Genomic DNA, 22,721 nt, shown 5'->3' with positions numbered 1-22,721 from the left:
GCTCCTCTGTCCCCTATACGGGGCTCAGTCCCTTGCGGGGTTCAGTCCCATGCGGGTTCAGTCCCATTCCAGGCCGCCCCGCCGCCATACGTACGCGTACGCGACGAAGACGGTGAGCACGAAGAGCAGCATCTCCACGAGCCCGAAAACCCCGAGTGCGTCAAAGGTGACGGCCCAGGGATAGAGGAAGACGATCTCGATATCGAAGATGATGAAGAGCATCGCCGTCAGGTAGTACTTGATGGGGAACCGCCCGCCGCCGGCCGGCGTGGGGGTCGGCTCGATACCGCACTCGTAAGCCTCTTGCTTGGCCCGGTTGTATCGCTTTGGACCGATAAGCGTGGCCATGACCACGGAGAAGATCGCAAAGCCTGCCCCGAGGGCTCCCAGTACGAGGATGGGCGCATACGCGTTCACCGCTCCTCGCTCCTCTCAGTCGGCATTGACTGCTGGCGGTTGCAGTGGACTCACTCCCGCCTCACGAAGCTCACATGCCCCGTACGTCTCAATGAAGATCGCGTACATGTGAAGCAGGTCACAAGCCCAACTGCCACGCATCTTATGCCTGCCGGTCTGTGATCTGCGACACGGGGTACGACAACGCCTTTGTGATCTCCACCACCCGTCGAAGGATCATGAAGTCGGATGAGTGCCGATCTTCGTACGAGAAGCGTCCGAGTGATCACCAGAGGTGACATTTTCGCTCGTCGTCGCTGGTCCAGGCTGCGGACGCAATACCAAGGGGCCGACTTCCAAGGCAAATTGGTGTCGGACGACAGTGCTTGATAGAGGAAGTCGTTCACACTTCGGGGGTAGTTGGAGCGCTCGTGTGGACGGGCTCGTGCGCGTGCATTCGTTCACGAGCGCGACATGGCCGCGACCGGGCCGCGCCATGACCGCAACGTGACATCGACCCGGTCTCCGCTCCTCCCCCGTTTCGCGCGGCGCGACGCGGTCGCCGGGGCATGCGTTCCGTGACCTGCGTCACACTGGTAACGGGTCGGAAACAACCGGGCTTGGCCATCGGCGCCAACGAGTGGTAGGCGTCGGGCAATTCGGGCGTAACACTGAAAGGCCTTGATCACAGGCTTGCTGGGTGGTGTCCGCAATGCCCGTTACGGCGTCAATAAGGAACGGAGCGCCGGGGTTTCGGGGCGTCCATTGAGTAATTGTGGCGCACCACACGTTTCTTGAAGGTATGGAGGAGCCCCTGATACCGGTTGTACTCATGTCCCACACCGCTCACATACGCAGCCACCGGAAACCCCGGCCTCGCAGCAGCTCGACGCTCGCGATGCGCGCCGGAGTTGCCGGTGGCGTTCTCAGTACCCTGGCAGTGGCCGGTGCGTCCGGATCGGCGAACGCGGCCGAGCCGGTGACCCAGACCATCGAGCTGCCGACCCTCACGGCCGACCTGACCGCTCAGGTCGCCGAGTCCGCGGAGGTCACCCAGCAGGCCGCGGCCGACTACGAGCTGCGGGCCGAGCGTGACGCGGCCGCCGCCAAGGCCGCCAAGCAGGCCAAGGCGGACCTCGCCGAGGCGAAGAAGAAGGCGGAGGCCAAGGAGAAGGCCGAGGCCGCCCGCAAGGCCGCCGCCGAGCGCGCCACTCGGTCCGCCGAGCGGACCACGCTCACGTCCACGTCCACATCGGCCGACAGCGACGTCCCCGCTCCCGCGAGCGGCAGCGTCGGCACCGTCATCAACTTCCTCAAGGCGCAGGTCGGCGACGCCTACGTCATGGGCGCCACCGGCCCCAACGCGTGGGACTGCTCCAGCCTGGTGCAGGCCGCCTTCAGGCAGGTCGGCGTCGACCTGCCGCGCGTCTCCCAGGACCAGTCCGTGGCCGGCACCCCGGTCTCGCTGTCCAACATCCAGGTCGGCGACATCCTGTACTGGGGTGGCGCGGGCTCGGCGTACCACACGGGCGTCTACATCGGTAACGGCCAGTACCTGGACGCCGCGAACCCCTCGAAGGGCGTCGTCATCCAGGACCTGTCGGGCTACCCGGCGAGCGGCGCGGTACGCGTGCTCTGACCTTCGGGCACGCCTTCCCGGCCTCTGGTCGCGCTTCTCCGGCCCTCGGCCACGCTTTTGAAGGGCCGCTTCCCCAACGGGGGAAGCGGCCCTTCAGGCGTGCCTCAGCGGCCCGCCTCGCCGGCAGGCACACCGGCATGCGTCACCGGCACACCCCACGAGTACGCCTCAGGGGCCCGACTCACCCCAGGTCGAAGGTGTTCGGCAGCCCCAGCCGATGGCGGACCTCGTCCACCCGCTTCAGCGGCTCGAGCTCCGGCGGCCGGAACAGTTCCCAGAGCTCACACCGCTCGGCGTCCGAATTGTCCGCGTCCAGCAGCGCGTTGACGGCGAGCCGCGCCGACTCGTTGGCGCCCTCCATGGTCGCGAGGTCCACGTCCGTACGGACGAAGTCGCCCGCGAGGAAGAAGTTCGGCACGGCCGTGCGGGCCGAGGGTCGGTTGTAGAGCGTGCCCGTCGGATGGATCAGGAGCTGCTCGCGGTTCTGCGGGTCGGGACCGCCGAGGCCCGTCACCGCCGGGTCCATGAACCAGCCGAGCCGGTCCTCGTCCCGCAGCGTGGTCTTGCCCGCGTCGTTCAGACCGTCCTTCAGCTGGGCCCAGCACTCGGCGACGATCTCCTCGCGCGTGCACTCACGGGCCGTCTTGCCGTACAGGATCCCGGGCAGGTCCCACTCGGAGATGATCGTCGAGAGGCAGTCGTACGCCCGCCCGTCGCCGTAGTCCCGCGAGAAGTCCCGTACGTCCCAGAACTGGGCCTGGCCGATGCCGGTCACCGCCCAGGGCGAGTCGAGGCAGTTGATGTGCCCGTGCACCACGGGGGTGGGGGTGCGCAGATAGAACATGATCCCGACCATCCAGTCAGTCCTCAGCGCGTCGCACTTCGCCAGCTGCGGATCTGCGGCGCGCAGGGCCCGGCCCCACGTCCCGCGGGCGTGTTCGACGGGCATGGCGGAGACGTAGTGGTCGGCGGTGACGGTACGTTCCTGGCCGCCGTCCGGGGCCGACACGCGGACGCCGGTGACGCGCCCGCCCGCGTACTGGACCTCGCGCACCTGCGTACCGAGCACGAACTCCACGCCCAAGGAGCGCAGATGGGTGACCCAGGGGTCGATCCAGGCCTCGCTGGTGGGGGCGTTCAGGACGCGGTCGACGTCGGCGTCGCCGTCCATGCCCCGGCCGAGGAGGCCCCACAGCATCAGGGCCTCGATGATGACGCGGCCGACCGTGCGGGTGGACGCCTCCTGTGCCCGGGTGGCGACGAGGTTCCGGGTCTGCCCGATGCCGAGGAGCATCTGGTACTCCTCGCTCATCTCCTCGGCCCGGATGAAGTCCCACCAGGCGGTCTTCTCCCAGTCGTCCTCGCGGCGGGCGTCGCAGCTGGTGAGGTGGACGAGGAGGCGGTCGGCGAAGTACGCGGCCTCGTGGGCGGGCAGGCGGGTGCCGAGGTCGAGGACGCTCAGTATCTGATCGCGGATCCAGGACGGGGTGAGGTCACCCGGCCGGGGCGGGGCGGTGAGCCGGCGCAGCGGGAAGTGGAGGTCCGGGCGGCCGCCTTCGCGCGCGAAGAGGGCCTCGGTGCCGCTGCGGAGGTTGTCGTGGACGCCGTTCGCGTTGCCGGGGAACGGGATGCGGCGCAGTGTGTCCGGGAGGTTCCGGTAGAAGCCGGGGAAGAACCGGAAGCCGTGCTCGCCGGGGAGCGGTTTGCGGCCTCCGGCACCGGTCCCGGGGACGTCCATGGAGCGGGCCTTGCCGCCGAGGACGTCGTAGCACTCGTAGACGGTCACGGCGTAGCCCCGCTCGGCGAGTTCCTGCGCCGCGCTCAGACCGGAGACGCCACCGCCGAGGACGGCGACCCGCTTCCCGGCAGCCGCGGCGGCCGCGCTGCCGGCCGGCCATAACGCGACGGCACCCGCCGCTCCCCCGGCTCCGGCGAGGAACCGTCTGCGTGTGTGGCCCGTGGGGTCCTGCTGCTGATCCATGTGTTCTGTTGTCATGGATACGGCAGGGTAGGGAGCGCCGCGTGGAGACGGAACCGGCAAACAGGCCACCCACAGCACCCTCACACGGTGTTCGCGAGCGGGGCTCTCGGTGGCCGTGAGCGGGGCTCTCGGGGCCGTCGTTCCCGGGGTTCTCTAGGCCCTCGGAGCCACCTTGGAAAGGCCGTTGATGATGCGGTCCATCGCGTCGCCGCCCGTCGGGTCGGTGAGGTTGGCGAGCATCTTCAGGGTGAACTTCATGAGGATCGGGTGCGTGAGGCCACGCTGGGTCGCGATCTTCATGACCTTCGGGTTGCCGATGAGCTTCACGAAGGCGCGGCCGAGCGTGTAGTAGCCGCCGTAGGTGTCCTTGAGGACCTTCGGGTAGCGCTGGAGGGCGAGTTCGCGCTGGGCGGGGGTCGCGCGGGCGTGCGCCTGGACGATGACGTCGGCGGCGATCTGGCCGGACTCCATGGCGTAGGCGATGCCCTCGCCGTTGAAGGGGTTCACCATGCCGCCCGCGTCGCCGACGAGCAGCAGGCCCTTCGTGTAGTGGGGCTGGCGGTTGAAAGCCATCGGGAGGGCGGCACCGCGGATCGGAATCGTCATGTTCTCCGGGGTGTAGCCCCAGTCCTCGGGCATCGAGGCGCACCAGGCCTTGAGGACCTCGCGCCAGTCCAGCTCCTTGAAGGAGGCGGTGGTGTTCAGCACGCCCAGGCCCACATTGCTCGTACCGTCGCCCATGCCGAAGATCCAGCCGTAGCCGGGCAGCAGCCGGTCCTCGCCGGGGCCGCGGCGGTCCCACAGCTCCAGCCACGACTCCAGGTAGTCGTCGTCGTGGCGCGGGGACGTGAAGTACGTACGGACCGCGACGCCCATCGGGCGGTCCTCGCGGCGGTGCAGGCCCATCGCGAGGGACAGACGGGTCGAGTTGCCGTCGGCCGCGACGACGAGCGGCGCGTGGAAGGTGACCTCGCGCTTCTCCTTGGAGTCGGCGTCGCCGAGCTTCGCGTGGACGCCCGTGATGCGGCCCGTGCGGTCATCGATGATCGGCGCGCCGACATTGCAGCGCTCGTACAGCCGCGCGCCCGCCTTCTGCGCCTGCCGGGCCAGCTGCTCGTCGAAGTCGTCCCGCTTCCGTACGAGTCCGTAGTCGGGGTAGGCGGCGAGTTCCGGCCAGTCCAGCTGGAGGCGGACACCGCCGCCGATGATGCGGAGCCCCTTGTTCCGGAGCCAGCCCGCCTCCTCCGAGATGTCGATGCCCATCGAGACGAGCTGTTTGGTGGCGCGGGGCGTAAGACCGTCACCGCACACCTTTTCCCGCGGAAACGCGGTCTTCTCGAGAAGCAGGACATCGAGCCCGGCCTTGGCCAGGTAGTACGCGGTGGTGGAACCGGCTGGCCCGGCCCCGACGACGATCACATCGGCGGTGTGTTCGGAGAGGGGCTGGGACTCGGTCACGGCGGGTTCTCCCCAAGTCTCGAAGGCTCTAAGTCTCGAAGCGCGAAGTCTCGAAATCCGCGTGCTGAGGGGCACGGGACATGGGCAGTCTATGCAGCGGTACTGATCACCCGGCTGAAGGGCTGCCCCGTGAACCGAGCGCTCCCTGTGGTACACCTGCGCGTCCCCACCGACGAGGACGCCTTCGCCTGGCACCGGGTCTTCGACCACCCGGACGTGATGGAGTTCCACGGCGGAAAGTCGGCCGAGCTGTCCGTGTACGAGGAGCTGACGGCCCGGCAGCGCCGGCACGACGCCGAGTACGGCTTCTGCTTCTGGACCATGCTCGATGAGGAAGGGCAGGTCATCGGTTTCACCGGCGCCCAGCCGTGGCCGCACGAGTGGGGTCCCAAGGGCGAGATCGAGATCGGCTGGCGGCTCGGCAGGGAGTACTGGGGCAAGGGGTACGTCACCGTGGCCGCGCAGGCCACGCTGGAGCGGGTGCGCGCGACGGGCGTCCGCAGCGTGGTGGCGATGGTGAACTCGCGCAACGAACGGTCCATCGCGGTGACCAGACGTCTCGGCATGGAGCTCGCCGAGACGTTCGTGTCGCCGGCCTCGAAGCAGCGGGGGCACTGCTACCGGCTGGCTCTCTGACCGCTCTCCGCCGGGAGCTCCGCTGGAAGAACACCGATGTACCTGCGGGCCGGAGGGGGCTGGTCGCGCAGTTCCCCGCGCCCCTTACGGGGCGCGGTACCGCACCGGACTTCACCAAGGCCGCTCAGGGCGCCTTGGGCCGGACCTCCGACGCCTTCCGGCGCGGCCCGGCAGGGCTTACCCTGCCGGTACCGCTGGGGGTGACGTCTGTGCGCATAACACCCAAGACACCCGAAGTGCGCGTACCACGGCTCGTCGGTCTGATGGCCGTGGACGCGCGCGAGACGGCCGAGGCGCGTGGGGTGCTGCTCGCCGCGCCCGACCGGCCCGACTTCCATCTGACCGTCGTGGACTACGTCGTACGCCAGTACCCGCTGCCGGGGTCCGAGGTGCCTCGGGGCGCGGTCGTCACGGTGTGGTTCGACCTCGGTGAGGGTGAGGGCGGCGGGGGCGCGGGAGTGCGCGAACCACGGCTGCCACGGCCGCCGTCGGGCGGGCTGCAGCGCGAACTCGACGCGCCGCGCGACCCGTTCGAGGTCCTCAGGTGAACGGTGTCGGGTAAAAGCGTCGGGTGAGGGGGGAAACTAGCCCTGCTTGAAGCCCCGGTGCAAGGCCACAACCCCGCCCGTCAGGTTGCGCCACGCCACCTGTGACCAACCCGCCTTGATCAGGCGGGCGGCCAGGGCGGGCTGGTCGGGCCAGTCGCGGATGGATTCCGCGAGGTAGACGTACGCCTCGGGGTTGGAGGAGACCGCGCGGGCCACCGGCGGCAGGGCGCGCATCAGGTACTCGGTGTAGACCGTGCGGAAGGGCGCCCAGGTCGGGTGCGAGAACTCGCAGATCACGACGCGTCCGCCGGGCTTCGTCACCCGGTACAGCTCGCGCAGCGCCGTGTCCGTGTCCTGCACGTTCCGCAGCCCGAAGGAGATCGTCACCGCGTCGAAGGTGTCGTCCTTGAACGGCAGCTTCGTGGCGTCGCCCGCCGTGAGCGGCAGCCAGGGGTGGTTCTTCTTGCCGACCCTGAGCATCCCGAGGGAGAAGTCGCACGGGACGACGTACGCACCCGTGCGCGCGAAGGGCAGCGAGGAGGTGGCGGTGCCCGCCGCCAGGTCCAGGATCTTCTGCGCCGGCCGCGCGTCGACCGCCTTCGCGACCGCCTTGCGCCACACCCGGTCCTGGCCGAGTGACAGCACGTCGTTCGTCAGGTCGTAGCGTTCCGCCACGTCGTCGAACATCGAGGCGACTTCGTGCGGCTGCTTGTTCAGGGATGCGCGGGTCACGGTCCCATTGTGGCAGTACGGGCCGGGCGACTCTCCGGCACCCGGCCCGTACGCCGGTGCCTCGGGGCTGGTCGCGCAGCTCCCCGCACCCCTAGGAAGTCGGCGTGCCCCTTGCTTTTGGGGGCGCGGGGAACTGCGCGACAAACCACTACGGACCCGCAGCCGAAATTCGCACGATCAGCGGAGCTACCGTCGCCGGTGCACCAAACGCCCCGCACACACCGTCGCGACGCACGCCCCGTCCTCGTCGAAGACCGCGAGATCGGCTCGCCCCCCGTCGACGATCGCCGCGAGGCGATCACGTGACAGGACGACCAGACCATTGCGCTCGGCGGCCACCCTCAACTCGGGCGCGTCCACGAACTCCTCCAGCACCGCCACCGCACCCCGCTTCAACACCGCGTGCACTCGTTCGCGCGGCGTCGGCGCATCCGGCAGCGGGCCCTCGTGGACGAGCGCGGGCCCGAGCACCCCGGGCCACCGCCGCACGCGTGCACCCGGGAAACGCTCCTGAAGCTCGGCGAGCGAACCGGTCGCGGCGACGAGAACCCCCTCCACCGCGACAGCCCCGTCCTTGACCGGCTCGGAGTCGTCCCAGGCACGGCGGAGCACTCCGGCCGTGTGAATCGTCAGCACAGCAACGCCAGTCGGAACCCTAGTTGGAGGCGAGCAGCTTCAGCTCGGGGTGGGCCGTCCCGCCCTCGATCGCCGTGGACGAGATGTGCGACTGGACCCGCTCGTCGACGGGGTCGTTCGCCGGGTCGTCGTGGACGACGAGGTGCTCGTACGTCGTCGCCCGCTGAGCCGGCACACGCCCCGCCTTGCGGATCAGGTCGATGATCTCCATGCGGTTGGAGCGGTGCTTGGCGCCGGCCGAGGAGACGACGTTCTCCTCCAGCATGATCGAACCGAGGTCGTCGGCCCCGTAATGCAGCGAGAGCTGGCCGACCTCCTTGCCGGTGGTGAGCCAGGAGCCCTGGATGTGGGCGATGTTGTCCATGAAGAGCCGCGCGATGGCGATCATCCGCAGGTACTCGAAGAGCGTGGCCTGCGTACGGCCCTTGAGGTGGTTGTTCTCGGGCTGGTACGTGTACGGGATGAAGGCGCGGAAGCCGCCCGTCCGGTCCTGTACGTCACGGATCATGCGCAGGTGCTCGATGCGCTCGGCGTTGGTCTCACCGGTGCCCATGAGCATGGTGGACGTGGACTCCACGCCCAGGTTGTGCGCGGTCTCCATGATCTCCAGCCAGCGCTCGCCGCTCTCCTTGAGCGGGGCGATGGCCTTGCGCGGCCGCTCGGGCAGCAGCTCGGCGCCGGCGCCGGCGAAGGAGTCGAGCCCGGCGGCGTGAATCCGCGAGATGGCCTCTTCCACGCTCACCTTGGAGATACGGGCCATGTGCTCGACCTCCGACGCCCCGAGGGAGTGGATGACGAGCTGCGGGTACACGGCCTTGATCGCGGCGAAGTGCTTCTCGTAGTACTCGACGCCGTAGTCCGGGTGGTGTCCGCCCTGGAACATGATCTGCGTCCCGCCGAGCTCGACGGTCTCCGCGCAGCGGCGCAGGATGTCGTCGAGGTCGCGCGTCCAGCCCTTGGCGGTGTCCTTCGGCGGGGCGTAGAAGGCGCAGAACTTGCACGCCGTGACGCATACGTTCGTGTAGTTGATGTTGCGCTCGATGATGTACGTCGCGATGTGCTCCGTACCGGCGTACCGGCGGCGGCGTACGGCGTCCGCGGCGGCGCCCAGCGCGTGCAGCGGAGCGTCGCGGTAGAGGTCGAGCGCCTCCTCCGGGGTGATCCGCCCACCCTCGGCGGCACGGTCGAGGACGGACTGAAGGTCGGCCTTCTCGGTCACCGGAGCGGTCCCTTTCGTAAGGGTGTGGACGGACTGATCCAGCGTACGCCAGCCGGTTCGCCGCGCTGACGTCAGGCCTTTCCGTCCGCTGACGCCGGGCCTTCTCCATCCGCCGACGTCAGGCCGCGTACGCCCCGATGAGCAGCCCCACGAAGGCGCCCGTGATCAGGAACGGTCCGAAGGGGATGGAGGTCTTCCGCCCGGCCTTGCGGATGACGACGAGCCCCAGCCCGTACAGCCCGCCGAACAGGAACCCGGCGAAGGTACCGAGCAGCAGCGCTCCCCAGCCGTACCAGCCGAGGACCGCCCCGAGACCGAGGGCGAGCTTCACGTCCCCGAAGCCCATGCCGTTGGGGTTGATGAGGAAGAGCACGAAGTAGCCGGCGCCGAGGGCGAGGGCTCCGTACAGCGCGGTCAGCCAGTCCCCGGCGTGCTCGGGAGCCGCCGCTGCTCCCGCGAGCAGGACCAGGGAGGCCCCCGCGAGGGACAGCGTCAGCACGTCCGGCAGCCGCTGCACCGTGAAGTCCACGACGGCGAGGAGCACGCCGAGCGGCGCGATCAGCAGCCAGACGCCCAGCTCGGGCCGGGTCCCGGTCGCTGCCGCGAGGGCTGCGCAGACGAGGGCGGTGGCGAGGGCGACGAGGGGGGTGCTGGGCCCGTACGTACGCCCCCCGCACTGCCGGCATCGCGCCCAGCCGACCCAGTGCGGGATGGGGTGTCCTTCGGGGCACTGTGTCTGCCACTCCTCATCGGGGGCTACGGAGAAGCGATGGGCGGGCCGGGGGACGAGCAGGCCGACGGCACCGCCCCATAGGGCGGCACCGAGGATCAGCAGGAGGTCCACAGGCCACTCCACCGATAGAACGGCTCCCGCTTATCCGACGGCAGCAACACCACTCCGCCACGCGGGAAGCAACTCGTCCAGCAAAGCCTCCGTACGCGGCGGCAGCCCCCGCGCGCCACTCCGCGACACCAGATCCGCAGCGAGCCTCTTCAAGCGGTCGCTGTCACCGGTGGCATGCGTGGCCCGCAGCAACTCGTTCCACAGCCTCTCGTCCCCCGGCGCGGACCCCAGCGCGGCGTTGAGCGCCTCAATGGCCTTCTCCGCCCGGTCCTTCTCCAGATGGAACGCGGACAGGGCGAGCCCGATGTCCGCGACCAGGAGCGGCAGTTGGGCGTCGATGATCTCGTGCGTGAGCCAGCCGTACCGCCCGGCCGGCCGTTCGGCCAGCAACGGCCCTCGCACCAGCACCAGCGCATCGGTCAGCAAACGCCCGCGCACAGCCCGGCTGTTGGCCCCCCGCCCCTGCGTGGCCTCGTGGTACAGCGACCGCAGCACATCCAGGTCGGACACGACGGACTTGGCGAGCTTGAGCCGCCCGGTCGTGTCGGTGCCGAGCCGCGGCGTGCCGTCCGGATCGTTGCCGAGCCAGGCGCGAAGCCGCTCGACGAGCGCGTCCCGCACGTCGTCCGTGACGCCGCGCGGCCAGAGCGCGGAAGACAGCACCCGAGGATGAACGCCTTCGCGGTGCAGCAGCAACAGCGCCAACGCCTCGTGCAGCAGCGGACTGCGCTCACCGTCCGGCGTCTCGAGCCCGATGATCTCGTACGGGCCGACGAGCCGCGCGTACACCGCGGGACGCCCCTGCTCGCTGATGTCGACGAGGAACGGCGGCGTGGTCGTCGGGCGGTTGTCGTCGCGCTCGGGGTCGGCGTCGGTGAACAGTTCGACGACGGCCCGCTGCTGGGCCACCGGCAGGAGCTGCGCGTCGAGTTCGAGTCCGAGGAGCGGCGCGAGGAGCTTGCCCTCGCTGGTGATCTCCATCTCCCAGGCGGCGCCGGGCAGATCGCCCGATTGCGCGCCGACGAGATACCCGATGCCCAACCGGCTTGCGTCGGCGGCGAGTTCGGCGAGCTTGACGGCGTCCTCGGCGGACGGCTCGGCGGCGAGCAGCACAAGGTGCGGAGCCCAACGGGTGTGCTGGGCAGGGCCCGTACGCCCGGTGAGAACGGAGTCGTGTCCGGCCGCTCCCAATGCCCCGCGCCGCTGCCGCGTCTCCGCCTCCATGGTTTCGACGAGCGCCTCGACGTCGTCGAGGTGGCGCAGCCGGTTGGGCGCGAGCGGCGTCAGGTCCTCGCCGAAGCCGACGAGCGTGATCGTCATGCGGTCGGACCACCCGTTGGTCGCCAACTCGGCGGCCACGGAGGCGAATACGCCCGCCCGGTCCTGCTCGCGGCCGCTCAGCGAGACGATGCCGGGGACGGACTCGAGGTTGAGCAGCAGCCGCGAGTCGTCCATCGTGCCGAGGCTGACGAGCCCCGGGTACGGAGCGGCCGTGTCGACGTCCTCGTACCGCTCGGCGTCGGCCCGCGCGAGCATCCAGAACGTCTGGTCCTGCCCGAGCTGCCAGGGTGCCGGCGGCTTTCCGGCGGGCTGGGCGAGCTGGAGGTGCAGATCGCCGTTGCCGCTCAGCCAGGCCGCGTACACGGTCGGCAGCGGCCGGGACTCACCCGCGAGTGCGGCTGCGAGTCCCCGCAGGGAACGGTCGAGGAGGCGTACGCCCTCGGGGTCGGCCCCCACCATCAGCGCGTCCTGCGCGTCGGCGGCCGCGCCGGTGGGGGTCGGCGGCTCCATGCCGCGCCGCCCGCCGACCGAACCGAGGGCCGACTGCCACAGCGCCTGGCGGCGGCGCCGGCCGAGGGCACCGAGAAGACCGGCGGCAAGGAGAGGCGCACCGAGGAGGGCCTGGGGCAGCCCGAACCCGCTGTCTTCCCCGGCGGCGGGACCGGCGTGCTCCTGGCCCTGCTGCTGACCTTGCTGCCCCTGACCCTGCCCCTGGTCCGGGGCGGGCCGCTGCTCGGGAAGGCTGATGTGGGCGGTGTCGCGATCGAGGGACCCGCCTCCCTGCTGCCCGCTCCCCTGCTGCTGATCCGCGCCGCCGGTCCGGGCGTAGTCGGAGATCTGCTGCTGGACTTCTTCCGACACCTTCGGGGCCTCGTCGGGCATCTCCACGAGGTCGCCGCCGCGGGCGTCGCCGGGCATCTCCATGATCCAGCCGGGCCGGATGAGGCTGGCCTCGGAGAGCTTCGAACCGTCGGGCTGCGTACGGTCCTTGTTGAGCTGGTAGATCTCCTTGTACCGCCGCCCATCGCCGAGGTGGCGCTCGGCGACCTCCCAAAGGGAGTCGTGGTGACGCCCTTCCGGCGGCTGGATCCGATAGAACTTCGTGTCATCGGCCCCTTGCGCGCTGCTCCCGCTCTCGGCGTGCGCGGCGGCGTCGGCGGCCTGCTCGGCCAGCGCGGCGGCGGTGGAAGCCGCCTGCTCCTGCTGCTGCCCCAGCAGCCCGCCCGGCGTCTGCTGCGCGGCCGCGGCGGCCGGCCGCTGGTTCCCCTCCAACTGCTGCCCGAGCTGCGACAGCCCCGGCGTGAAGCTCGCCGCGGTCGCCCCGACGAGCAGCAGGGCGGCGACGAGCTGCCTTGCGAGCAACTGGCTCGGTCCGGCGCCGGGCACCCGGTTCGGCAGCCCGACACCTGACACCGCGGCCTTCACCTCGACGAGCACGCAGGCGGTGAACTGGGCCCAGGCGAACCAGACGACGACCGTCAGCACGTTGGTGAACGTGCCGACGGTGATCTCCTGCTGAAGCCACTCCAGCTTCGGCGCCCCGGAAGGCAGCGGCCACCCCATCTGCGTGGCCAGCGCCCCAGGCACGCCGACGACCAGCACAAGCAGTGCCACAAAGGCCAGGAACGCCTTGACGAAGTCCCCGAACGTACGGCGACGCCGGGGCAGGGGCTGCGGCGTCCGATTCCTCGGACCCGGCGAGCTTCCCGTCGAGTTGGAAGTGGTACGTCGCGCCATGGCGGGTGTCCTGGTGTCGTGTGTGGAGGGAGGGAGAGTGGGGGTGTGCTGAGCCTACTTAGATCTTATTGAGGGTGTCGAAGGGCGGGCAGAGGGCGAGCCCCTTCACACCGGCCACTTCCTCACCCAACGCCCCCTAAGTCCGGGTTGTTCGTCGAGCGTCGACCGCGCCACCACCCGGGATCCGAGGCCCTTCGCAACTGTCACGTCACAGATCTCACGATCCCCACACAATCCCCGATCGCCGCCCAGATGCCCTCTACTCACCCCTGATAGCTTCGTTCTCTGTTGCACACGTCTTACACAGGGGGAGTACGCCCGTGGCCCGCCACACCGTGACCACCGCCGCCACGTTCGCCGCAACCGCGGCGCTTCTGCTCACTGCCTGCGGCGGGGGTGACGATTCGTCTTCGGATGACATCAAGGGGGCGGACAAGGGGTCGAGCGCCAGCCCGTCGACTTCGAAGTCGGACCCGGGCCAGCCCGAGCTCTCTCTGCCGAAGGGCCTGAACCTGGTCTTCGACTTCGACAAGCCCTCCGACGCGAAGCACGCGGCGGCACTCACCGACGCGGAGAACTACATCCGCGCGCTGGACCACGGCATCGCACAGCAGGACCCGGACGACCCGGCGTACCGGTACTACTCCGACGGCGCCGCCGCCCAGTACGCCAAGTCCCAGATCCAGACCTGGGTGAAGGGTGGCTGGACCGTCACCGGGACGGACAAGTACTACGACGCCGAGACCAACACGCTGAACGATGGCAAGCGCGTCCTCGTCACGTTCTGCAGAGACCAGGGCAAGTTCTACGGCAAAGAAATAAAGACCGGTAAGACCCTCTACACGAAGGAGAGCGCGAGTAGTTTCCAGAGGTTCACCATGCTCATGTTCCCTCCGACTGACTCCGCCCAGGTCTGGAAGACGCGGGTCATCGAGGTGAAGGGCAAGGCCAAGGAGTGCCAGGCATGAGGACGGGACACGCGCTTCGCTGGAGTTCCATTGCTGCCGCGGCGGTCTTGCTGTGGAGCGGAGGCATCGCGCACGCCGACGGCCCCGCGGACAACACCACGCCCGCCCCCTCCACGCCCCCTCCCTCCGGCGGCTCGAACGCTCAGAACATCTACGCCTCCGCCACCCACTCACAGATCAAGATCTCGTATCCCAAGGGCGGGGACGGCGGCGGAAAGAAGGGGAACCTCGGGGCGGTCGACCCGAACTGGAAGCCGCCGGCCTGCTGGTACGAACCCGTATTCACCCCCGAGGGGCTCGAGCGGTTCGTGGACGAGTCGGACGGCAACGGTGACGTCGGCATCCACCAGTCGTGGTTCGGCAAGGAGCTGTGGACCGACCACTACAGGGACGGCAAGCCACAGGACAACATGGACGAGAACTGGACGTCCGCCCCCGGCTACGAGAACTACAACAAGGGCAAGGACGGCTACTTCTGGCGCAGCGTCGCGCCCGACGACTCCGACCCGGACTCCTGGGACTGCGGTCTCATCATGTTCTGGCAGGACGCCGGCCAGATCCCTCAAGTCCCGAACGCCCCGACTGCCAAGACCCTTGCCGAGTACGCCTACGACAAGGTCAAGGTCCCCGACACCGAGATCGAGCTGAAACCTGAGGCCAAGTCCACGGTGAACCTGCCCACGTGGGTGTGGTTGGACAAGGGCACGTTCCAGGAGGTGCAGGTCCGCGCGGAACTGCCGAACACGGGCCTGTGGGCGGAGACCACTGCCAAGCCGGTCGCCCTGCACCTGGAGCCGGGCACGGAGGACGCGGAGACCTACCCCGCCTCCGGTGACTGCGAGATCAACGACGACGGCTCCATCGGCACCCCGTACGAGAAGGGCGACGCCGAGCAGACACCCCCGTGCGGCATCAAGTACCTCCGCGCCACGAACGGGCAGCCCTACGAGCTGAAGGCCTCCGTCACTTGGCAGATCACCTGGGAGGGCACGGGCGGCGCGGGCGGCGACCTGCCCGACGGCACCTTCGAGACCACGCAGGACATGAACGTCCAGGAGATTCAGTCGATCAACCGCTGACCCAACCCGAGTCAGCGCCGAGCCGGTCGAGTCGGCGGTCTTCCGAGACCGTCGACTCGACTCGGACGTACACTCCCGTCGCAGGAGCCACGCCAAGCCACGCACCACGGAACCATCAGGAGGGGGACCTGACATGGGTGGCAAACCCGACCTCGCACTCCCGTTGAGCGACCTCGAGGACTACGGAACCCGGCTGCGTGACATCAAGCGGCGGATGAACCACACCAAGAAGATGTTCGAGTCCTACCGCGACGACATCGGCGACGGCGGTGTCTACGACAAGCTGGAGGACTTCGAGTCCAACTGGGAGGACGGCCGCGAGGACATCGGCCAGCAGCTCGACGCGCTGGCCGAGATGTCCGAGGCGGTCGTCCGTGAGTTCAAGAAGCTGGACGACGACCTGGCGAAGCAGGTCTCCGAGGGCGTGAAGTCCGAGGAGAAGGGCGGCAAGAAGGACGGCGGCAAGTAGCTCACCGAACTTCCTGACCCCGCCGGCGGGGTCGGTCCGGCTTCCGTCACCGACACGGCTCCGTCGCGACGTTCACCCGACGCAGTGGCGTCAGCCGACCTCGTTCTCCGCCACGGCCCGCCCCCGGACCACCACATCCCCGCCGTAGAACATCCCCGTGAACACCGGCGAATACGTCAGCTGGACCTCCACCTCGACCTGGTCGACGTTGGCGGCGACGCAGTGGGTGGCGGCGATGTCGGCGCCGTTCATGCCCATCTCCTGGGCGAAGGCCTTGACGCGGGCGCCGCAGTTCTCGAAGAGGATCGGGGCAGGCCCGCCCTCGTTCTCGTACAGGGCGTCGCGGTCTATGTCCTGGGCCGCGTAGCGGGCGGCCTGTTCGGCGATGTCGGCGGCCCGTTCCCGCTTGGAGATCGACAGACCGCCGTCGATGACGAAGGCCGAGAGGGACAGGAACACGAGCGCGAAGATGATGACGGCGCCGGCGCCCGACCCTCGGTCGTCGAGACGGATGCGGCGGGCGGAGAGCCAGTTCTGCACGGCGGGCGGAATGTTCACGCTGCCCTCCGCAGGGGATCGATCGGCGAACTGAAGCTGGCGGTCAGCGTCGTGGGGACGTCGAGGCCGAGCATCGCCAGGCCCCGCACCTCACAGCTCACTTCGACCGTGAAGATGGTGTCGGGCTCGAACCCCTGGCTGGTCTGGTTGACGGTCACGGGGCCCGAGCAGACGTCCTCGAGATCCGCGGTGGCCGCCTTGCGGGCCTCGGACATGGCGATGGCATGGTTCTTCTGGATCGAGCCGGCACGCGCCGCATCCCGGGCGGCGCCGTCGATCGCACCGCGTCCGTCCACGAGCTGCCCGAAGGCCACGAGGACCAGGATGAAAAGGATCATCACGGGAGCCAGGATGACCACCTCGACGGTGGACAGGCCCCGGTCGCGGGCGGCGGCACGGACCCGTTGCCGTACGAAGTCCCGTACGAAGTCCCGTACGACCGAACGCACATCACGGAGCAGCAGACTCATCAGTTGCCCTCCTCCGCGACGAACCGCTCCACCGGCCCCACCGACTGCGCATGCACCGTCAGATCAAGACCGGGAAACACCGACGGCACCTTCGCCGTGATCTCCACGCCGACCGTGTTCTGCTCCGGCTGCAGCATCTCCACGTCCGGGGACAGCACCAACTGCGGCCCCAGCTGGGAGATGTAGCTGTCGACGACGTCCCGTGCCTCGCCCCGCCACGCGCCGGGCGACTCGTCGGCCGTGGCGCGGGCCTTGCGGGCGCCGGCCTGGGCCGCCGCCTGTGCCACATGGTCGGCGAAGAAGTACAGGGCGAACTGCACCGTCGCGAAGATCATGAAGAAGAGCACGGGCGTGAGCAGCACGAACTCGATCGCGGTCATGCCGGAGTCGCCGCGGGTGGAGGCGGCCTCCACCCGGCGGCGTACCCAGCGTCGTACGCTCACCAGCAACCCCGTATGCGAGAAAGAGAAGAAGAGAACAGGAGCGGAATCAGCAGGTGCTGCCCGCGTCCGCTCCCTTGATGCAGTCGCCGACCTTGTTGGCACCGTCGCTCAGCGCGGCGTTGATGATCGCGGCGACCACGCCGACGATCGCCACGACGACCGCCGAGATGATCACCCACTCCACCGCGGACGCACCGCGGTCGAGTTCGCCGGAGCGGGCGCGCTGCACCCGGCCCTGGAGGAAGGTGATCAGGAAGTCCACCCCCGGGATCCCGGTGCTGAAGTTCCGTCCGTTCATGGTGAGTTGTCCTCTCGAGACAGTTCAGAGCAGTTCGAAGATGCAGTTGTCGTTGTCGCTGTCGTTGTCGCTGTCGGACTCGGGCTCGGACTCAGACCTGGAACACGCGCATCGCCGCCGGGAAGATCAGGAAGACCAGGAAGCCCGCGCACAGCAGCAGCTGGGCCACGAGCATCGACTGGGACTTCTCGCCCGCGCTGCCCTCGATCTCGGCGAGTTCGCGGTGCCGCATCGTCTCGGCGCGCGAGGCGAGCGACTCGCGCACCTTCGCGCCGTCGTCCGCGACGAGCGCCAACGAGGCCGACAGGTCCTTGAGTTCCTCGACTCCGATCTCCTCGCCGAGCGATCCGAGGGCCTGCCACTGGCTGATGCCGGTGATGCGGGCGTCCGCGAGAGCGTTGCGGATGCGCTGCGTCGCCCAGCCGTCGGAGACCTCGGCGGCGGCCATCAGCGCCTCCGGCAGACCACGCCCGCCGGCCAGGCTCATCGACACCAGGTCGAGGTACGCGCCGATCACACGTCGCAGGTCGCGCCGCTTCTCGGCCGCGTCACGGCGTACTTCCAGATCCGGCAGGAAGAAGAAGATGGTCGCGAACAGCAGCGCCAGCCAGACCGGGATGACCGGACTGCTGCCGAAGCCGAGCGTCCACACGACCGCGAACATGAACGGGCCGAAGAACAGCCCCGCCGCCGCCAGCAGCACCTTCGTCGCGAGGAAGTTCTCCCAACTCCGGTCCAGGACCGACAGATCGGCCCGCAGCGACCGCTGCTCCCAGCCCTGCTGCATATAGAACTCGGCGACCCGCTGGCCCACTTGGGCCCGTACGCTGCCGAGCCGCCCGGCGTCCGTGGTGCGGTGCGCGGACTCGTACGCCGCACCCCGCGCCCGCATCGCGTCGATGCGCGCGACCTGCGCGACCGCGCTGCGCTTGGACGGCATCAGAGCGCGTACGAGGGCGTAGATGCCCAGGCCCAGGACGGCGCCGACCACGACGGGCATGGTCAGGGTCGAGTTCATCGGCGTACCCCCTCTTCCGGCAGCGACTGGGACTGGGACGGCGACGGCATGCGGGGACGTACGAACTGGACCGACGACTCGTCCCGTACCAGGAACCGCTCGGGCGTCTCGATGGTCGACAGCTTGCGCAGCCACCAGAAGCCGAGCGCGAACAGCCCGCAGACACAGGCGAGTACGAGCTGTCCGACCGCCGTGCCGTACGGCTCGACGAAGTCGCGGTTGAAGATGGACAGGCCGAGGACGAAGGCGATCGAAACGGCGACGACGATCTGCACGGACCGGCGGGTCGAGGCCCGCTGCGCCATGACGCGCTGCCGCATGTCGACCTCTTCACGCGCCGACTTGGCCAGCGCGCCCAGGACTTGGCGCAGACCGGGGCCGCGGAGGCGCGCGTTGAGGATCAGCGCGGCCACGATGATGTCGGCGGACGCGTCGTCGATCTCGTCGGCGAGCTGCTGCAGCGCTTCGGGCAGCGGCGTACGGGAGCGGAGCCGGTCGACGAGGGCGTCGAGGTGCGGCCGCAGCACGGGTGCCGCGGCGCGCGCGGAGGCGGGGATGGCCTGCTCGAGGCCGACCGCGCCCGCGATGGTGTCGCGCAGCGACTCGGTCCAGGACGCGAGGGCTTCGACGCGTCGCATGGCGGCCTTCTCCTCGGAGGCGCCGCCGAAGAGCTTGTCCCAGAAGAAGACGAGTACGGCGGTCGCGATACCGGCGACGGCCCACCGGGTGAGCAGCAGGACGACGATGCCGGCGCCGGCGGCGATCGAGCCGCGCTGACCGGCGAACCGTACGAGCTCACCGGCCCGTTCGCTCGCCTTCTGCTTCTCGTGCTCGGGCTTGGCGGGCAGTCCCCGGACCGCGACGGCGAACAGGGCGAGGCCGCCGCCGACGGCGATGCCGCACGCGAGCGCGTACAGGACCGTCGTGGAGAACAGCCCGCCCATGGAGCCGAGTCCGTCGAGAGACATGGTCAGCTCACCCCCAGTTCCCGCCGGGCAGGCGATAGCCGTGCTGGATCAGGTCTTCGAGGCAGGCGAGGGGCGCGTGCGGCACGACCTGGCCGTCCGGCGCCTCGGCGAACACCTCGCTGGACAGGACCCGCCCGTCGACGCCGTTGACCTCGCGGATCGAGGTGACCATGCGCTGAAGCCGGCCGCCCGTCTGGTAGTTGTTGCGCCGCTGGATGAAGACGACGAAGTTCACCGCGCCCGCGACGAGCATCTGGCTGGCCTCGATGGGCAACCGCTCGTTCGCCTGGAGCGCGTACGTGGAAATACGGTTGAAGACCTCGCTGGAGCTGTTGGCGTGGATCGTGGACAGCGAACCGTCGTTGCCCTGCGACATCGCGTTCAGCATGGTCACGATCTCGTCGCCGAGGACCTCACCGACGATGACGCGGGAGGGGTTCATACGGAGCGACCGCCGGACCAACTCGGCCATGGTGATGGCGCCTTGGCCCTCGGAGTTGGGCAACCGCTCCTCGAAGGCGACCACGTTGGGGTGCAGATCGGCGAACTGGTCGAGCCCGAGCTCCAGAGCGCGCTCCACGGTGATGAGGCGCTCGTGCGGCGGGATCTCGTTGGCGAGCGCCCGAAGGAGCGTCGTCTTACCGGCGTTGGTCGCGCCCGCGATCATGACGTTCTTACGGGCGCGGACGGCGCAGGCGAGGAAGTGCCCGATCTCGGGGGTCAGCGTCCCGTTCCCCACCAGGTCGGACATGAAGACCTTGCCCATGCGCGCGCGACGGATGGACAGGGCGGGCCTGCGGGTGACGTCCATGACGGCGGACAGTCGCGAACCGTCCGGCAGCCGCAGGTCGAGCTGCGGGTTCGCGGAGTCGAAGGGCCGGGACGACAGACCCGAGTAGGCACCGAGCACCTGGATCAGCTCGATGAGCTCCTCGTCGTTCTCGGCGACGGGATCACCCTTGACCTCCTCCCCGTTCGCGTATCCGACGAAGACCTGGTCGTACCCGTTGATGTCGATGTTCTCGACCTCGGCGTTGTCGAGCAGCGGCTGCAGCCGGCCGACGCCGAAGAGGGCGGCGTGCACGGCGGCCGCGTACTGCTCCTCGGTCTCGGCGTCCAGCGGCGTACGCCCGGAGTTGATCTCCGTACGGGCGTAGTCCTCCAGTATCTGGGCTATGACCGCCCGGGCGTACTGCCGTTCGTCCTCGTTGGACATCGGCGTGACGCCGGAGACCTGGTCGAGGCGGCGCTGCTCGGCGATACGGTCACCGGCGTCCTGCCGGAACCGCTTGACCAGCTGATGGTCGACGGCGGTCATCGCCGGCCCCCCGCGATCCTACGCCTACGCCTGTTCCTGTTCCTGTTGCTGTTCCTGTTGCTGTTCCTCTGGGTCATCGGCCGGCTCCGGCGGTTGGCTGGCCATTGGGACCGCCGGCCGCCGGTACGGCCCAGGCCGCGCCGAACTGCTGGTAGAGGTCCACGGTCACCTTGCGCGCCGAGCGGATGAGCAGTGACTTGTCGAGCCGTCCGCGCTTGCGGCCGGCCAACTGATCGGCGCCGGAGGGGTCGTCGGCGAGCGTGCCGACGACGCGGGCGCCGGTCTGTGCGGCCACGAGCATGTCGTTGACCTGGTGGACGAGCTTGGCGGAGTCGCTCGGGTCGGTGAGCAGGATGACGCCGATGAGAGGTGTGCTGAGCGCGGACGCGCCGCGCGGCCCGCCGTGCAGCTTGGCGGTGAGCGCGGCGGCCCGGTCGCGTACGCGCGCGATGGCCTCCGGCTCGGTGCGGGAGACGAGCAGCACGAGGGCGGCCTGCGAGAACATCTCGACGGCCGGGGTGTCCCCGCTGATCCGTCCGCAGTCCGCGATGACGTCGGCGGGCGCGTGCGGGGAGTCCGCGAGCTGCGCGAAGGCCCGGCCGAGGGTCGGCCACAGGCCGGCGAGCCCGGCGGCCTGCTCGGCGTTGCCGAGCCCGACGAGCACTTCGAGCCCACCGCTCAACGGCTGTACGTGGTCCCAGAGTTGATCCGGTACGAGTCCACGGCGGGCCGTGGCCGCGATGGAGAGCATGCCGGTGTTCGGGTTCAACGGCCCGCCGTGCGCGGCGGCACTGCGGTAGACGAGGTCACCGCCGGCCGGATCCGTCTCGGCGAGCAGGACCCGCCGGGGCCAGACGGCGGCGAGAGCGACGGCCGCCGTGGTGACGCCGGGGGAACCTTTGTCGGCGGCGAGGGCGATGAGGGCCATGTTTTTGTGACTCTCTTGCCGCTAGTTGCCGGGGACCTGGACGAGGGCGACCTGGTTCGCGGCGGCGGCACGGGCCAGCGCGGCGGCTTCGCTCTCGTCGACGGTCACGGTGATGCGCTTGTTGGTGCTGCTGATGGTGGAGTCGCCGTTGTCCTTCGGCACGAAGGTGACGCGCGCGTCGGAGACGATCGGCGTACTGCCGGTGCCCGCGGAGCCTGAGGAACCGGTGCCCGTCTCGTCGTCCGAGGACGAGGAGCTGGAGTTGCCGACCTGGTACGCGGCCACGATGTCGCCCGACTGGATGTTCTGCGGGTACTGGCCCTCCTTGAGGGAGAGACCGACGATGGCCTTGCCGGCCGGGAGGCTGCTCTTGGCGGCGAACATCTCGCCGATGACGAGGGTGCCGCCATAGATCGTGGACTTGGCCTTGAGCTTCTTCAGGGCGTCGACCTGGGACCACTTGACGTAGTTGATCCCGGAGTCCTCCGCGACCAGCACCGAGTCCACGTTGTTGCCGACGGACTGACCGGCCTGGATGTCGCCCGTCACCTTCACGACCTCAATACGGTCGCCCGCGCGCAGCACCAGCATGGTCGCCCCGAGCGCACCCACGAGGATCAGCAGCACCGCGAGCGCGGCCAGCGCCGGTTTGCGCTCGCGAGGCGGCGCGGGAAGGCGCTCCCCCATCGTCGGCTGAGCCGGCGCAGCGGAACGGTTGTTGCCCGCCCCCGTACGCTCTTGGATCTTCACGCAACCGCTCCCCGTACACCCAAGAAGGTCTCGTCATTCAGGACACTTGGAACACTTCACCCGCACCGGGCGTACCGCCCGACCTGGTCAAATAGCCATGGCCGGAATGAGTGTCAAGTCATCGCACCGTATCAGCAGCGCATAAGCCCCTCAAGGCGCGCCCATGGCCACGAACCTCACACGGCTCGACGTTATCCACGCGCAACGCGGGGCGTTCGGTTCCCTGTTGAGTACGGGCCTGCGTACGAGGCTGCCGCTGTGCGACCGCGAATCATTCATCCCCCGGCCGACAAGCGCTCGTTACGCTGCGTCCACCAGGCCTGCACGAATTGCTCACGGGGTCGGTG

23 protein-coding genes are annotated in these 22,721 nt (G+C 69.3%); 6 read left to right on the top strand and 17 right to left on the bottom strand.

All coding sequences use genetic code 11. The features are described from left to right. Nucleotides 1–57: 57 nt before the first annotated feature. Nucleotides 58–417 (bottom strand): NADH-quinone oxidoreductase subunit A, encoded by a 360-nt coding sequence (locus GAS53_RS23625; protein ID WP_151479685.1) that lies wholly within the window; start codon nt 415–417, stop codon nt 58–60. A 781-nt stretch (nt 418–1,198) separates the two neighbouring features. Here GAS53_RS23625 and GAS53_RS23620 point away from each other — a divergent pair. Continuing rightward, nucleotides 1,199–2,035 (top strand): C40 family peptidase, encoded by an 837-nt coding sequence (locus GAS53_RS23620; protein ID WP_151479684.1) that lies wholly within the window; start codon nt 1,199–1,201, stop codon nt 2,033–2,035. Between the two features lie 181 nt (nt 2,036–2,216). Here the strand turns inward: GAS53_RS23620 and GAS53_RS23615 are convergent, their stop codons facing one another. Both GAS53_RS23615 and GAS53_RS23610 read right to left on the bottom strand, forming a co-directional pair. Continuing rightward, the gene (locus GAS53_RS23615) at nt 2,217–4,031 is read right to left on the bottom strand and encodes a hydroxysqualene dehydroxylase (protein WP_151479683.1); all 1,815 of its coding nucleotides are present in this window, start codon (nt 4,029–4,031) and stop codon (nt 2,217–2,219) included. A 138-nt stretch (nt 4,032–4,169) separates the two neighbouring features. Then, complete coding sequence (locus GAS53_RS23610) at nt 4,170–5,474, bottom strand: geranylgeranyl reductase family protein (RefSeq protein ID WP_151479682.1); 1,305 nt, start codon at nt 5,472–5,474, stop codon at nt 4,170–4,172. Nucleotides 5,475–5,603: 129 nt separating this feature from the next. On the opposite strand from GAS53_RS23610, the gene GAS53_RS23605 reads away from it, so the two are divergent. Both GAS53_RS23605 and GAS53_RS23600 read left to right on the top strand, forming a co-directional pair. Continuing rightward, a complete protein-coding gene (locus tag GAS53_RS23605) occupies nt 5,604–6,110 on the top strand; it encodes a GNAT family N-acetyltransferase (protein WP_151479681.1) in 507 nt (168 codons plus the stop codon). 209 nt (nt 6,111–6,319) lie between these two features. Next, a complete protein-coding gene (locus GAS53_RS23600) occupies nt 6,320–6,658 on the top strand; it encodes a PASTA domain-containing protein (protein WP_151479680.1) in 339 nt (112 codons plus the stop codon). Between the two features lie 36 nt (nt 6,659–6,694). On the opposite strand, the gene GAS53_RS23595 is transcribed toward GAS53_RS23600, so the two are convergent. The 5 genes from GAS53_RS23595 to GAS53_RS23575 form a co-directional block, all read right to left on the bottom strand. After that, nucleotides 6,695–7,390 (bottom strand): demethylmenaquinone methyltransferase, encoded by a 696-nt coding sequence (locus tag GAS53_RS23595; protein ID WP_151479679.1) that lies wholly within the window; start codon nt 7,388–7,390, stop codon nt 6,695–6,697. Between the two features lie 186 nt (nt 7,391–7,576). Then, nucleotides 7,577–8,026 carry an imidazolonepropionase-like domain-containing protein gene (locus tag GAS53_RS23590; protein ID WP_151479678.1) on the bottom strand — a complete coding sequence of 150 codons (450 nt, stop codon included), beginning with the start codon at nt 8,024–8,026 and terminating at the stop codon, nt 7,577–7,579. A 19-nt stretch (nt 8,027–8,045) separates the two neighbouring features. Continuing rightward, entirely contained in the window at nt 8,046–9,245 is a 1,200-nt protein-coding gene (gene mqnC, locus GAS53_RS23585) for a cyclic dehypoxanthinyl futalosine synthase (RefSeq protein ID WP_151479677.1), read from the bottom strand. A 118-nt stretch (nt 9,246–9,363) separates the two neighbouring features. Beyond that, complete coding sequence (locus tag GAS53_RS23580; RefSeq protein ID WP_151479676.1) at nt 9,364–10,089, bottom strand: prepilin peptidase; 726 nt, start codon at nt 10,087–10,089, stop codon at nt 9,364–9,366. 30 nt (nt 10,090–10,119) lie between these two features. Continuing rightward, the gene (locus tag GAS53_RS23575; protein WP_151479675.1) at nt 10,120–13,107 is read right to left on the bottom strand and encodes a BTAD domain-containing putative transcriptional regulator; all 2,988 of its coding nucleotides are present in this window, start codon (nt 13,105–13,107) and stop codon (nt 10,120–10,122) included. Between the two features lie 320 nt (nt 13,108–13,427). On the opposite strand from GAS53_RS23575, the gene GAS53_RS23570 reads away from it, so the two are divergent. From GAS53_RS23570 to GAS53_RS23560, 3 genes are all read left to right on the top strand, one after another. Next, complete coding sequence (locus GAS53_RS23570) at nt 13,428–14,075, top strand: hypothetical protein (RefSeq protein WP_151479674.1); 648 nt, start codon at nt 13,428–13,430, stop codon at nt 14,073–14,075. Then, nucleotides 14,072–15,154, top strand: coding sequence for a hypothetical protein (locus tag GAS53_RS23565; RefSeq protein ID WP_151479673.1), 1,083 nt, complete (start codon nt 14,072–14,074; stop codon nt 15,152–15,154). Before GAS53_RS23570 ends, GAS53_RS23565 begins: the two co-directional genes overlap by 4 nt. A gap of 133 nt (nt 15,155–15,287) precedes the next feature. Beyond that, nucleotides 15,288–15,623, top strand: a complete 336-nt coding sequence (locus GAS53_RS23560; protein WP_151479672.1) for a hypothetical protein — start codon at nt 15,288–15,290, stop codon at nt 15,621–15,623. A 90-nt stretch (nt 15,624–15,713) separates the two neighbouring features. Here the strand turns inward: GAS53_RS23560 and GAS53_RS23555 are convergent, their stop codons facing one another. From GAS53_RS23555 to GAS53_RS23515, 9 genes are all read right to left on the bottom strand, one after another. Next, nucleotides 15,714–16,175, bottom strand: a complete 462-nt coding sequence (locus GAS53_RS23555; protein WP_151479722.1) for a TadE/TadG family type IV pilus assembly protein — start codon at nt 16,173–16,175, stop codon at nt 15,714–15,716. Between the two features lie 2 nt (nt 16,176–16,177). Next, nucleotides 16,178–16,651: a TadE/TadG family type IV pilus assembly protein gene (locus tag GAS53_RS23550; protein ID WP_151479671.1), complete on the bottom strand. Its 474-nt coding sequence runs from the start codon at nt 16,649–16,651 to the stop codon at nt 16,178–16,180. Next, nucleotides 16,651–17,100: a TadE family protein gene (locus GAS53_RS23545; protein ID WP_151479670.1), complete on the bottom strand. Its 450-nt coding sequence runs from the start codon at nt 17,098–17,100 to the stop codon at nt 16,651–16,653. Before GAS53_RS23545 ends, GAS53_RS23550 begins: the two co-directional genes overlap by 1 nt. A 40-nt stretch (nt 17,101–17,140) precedes the next feature. Beyond that, nucleotides 17,141–17,392: a hypothetical protein gene (locus GAS53_RS23540; RefSeq protein WP_055610899.1), complete on the bottom strand. Its 252-nt coding sequence runs from the start codon at nt 17,390–17,392 to the stop codon at nt 17,141–17,143. Nucleotides 17,393–17,483: 91 nt separating this feature from the next. Next, nucleotides 17,484–18,410 carry a type II secretion system F family protein gene (locus tag GAS53_RS23535; RefSeq protein ID WP_192583249.1) on the bottom strand — a complete coding sequence of 309 codons (927 nt, stop codon included), beginning with the start codon at nt 18,408–18,410 and terminating at the stop codon, nt 17,484–17,486. Next, the gene (locus GAS53_RS23530) at nt 18,407–19,354 is read right to left on the bottom strand and encodes a type II secretion system F family protein (protein WP_192583251.1); all 948 of its coding nucleotides are present in this window, start codon (nt 19,352–19,354) and stop codon (nt 18,407–18,409) included. Before GAS53_RS23530 ends, GAS53_RS23535 begins: the two co-directional genes overlap by 4 nt. 31 nt (nt 19,355–19,385) lie before the next feature. Continuing rightward, nucleotides 19,386–20,696 carry a CpaF family protein gene (locus GAS53_RS23525; protein WP_151479668.1) on the bottom strand — a complete coding sequence of 437 codons (1,311 nt, stop codon included), beginning with the start codon at nt 20,694–20,696 and terminating at the stop codon, nt 19,386–19,388. Nucleotides 20,697–20,769: 73 nt separating this feature from the next. Further along, nucleotides 20,770–21,624, bottom strand: coding sequence for a hypothetical protein (locus tag GAS53_RS23520; RefSeq protein WP_151479667.1), 855 nt, complete (start codon nt 21,622–21,624; stop codon nt 20,770–20,772). Nucleotides 21,625–21,645: 21 nt separating this feature from the next. After that, nucleotides 21,646–22,374 (bottom strand): hypothetical protein, encoded by a 729-nt coding sequence (locus tag GAS53_RS23515; RefSeq protein WP_151479666.1) that lies wholly within the window; start codon nt 22,372–22,374, stop codon nt 21,646–21,648. Between the last annotated feature and the right edge of the window lie 347 nt (nt 22,375–22,721).

Origin of the sequence: Streptomyces albicerus (assembly GCF_008905045.1) — a bacterium.
In the GTDB taxonomy this organism is placed as follows: Bacteria; Actinomycetota; Actinomycetes; order Streptomycetales; family Streptomycetaceae; genus Streptomyces; species Streptomyces albicerus.
This window is presented reverse-complemented; position numbering and strand designations above follow the sequence as displayed.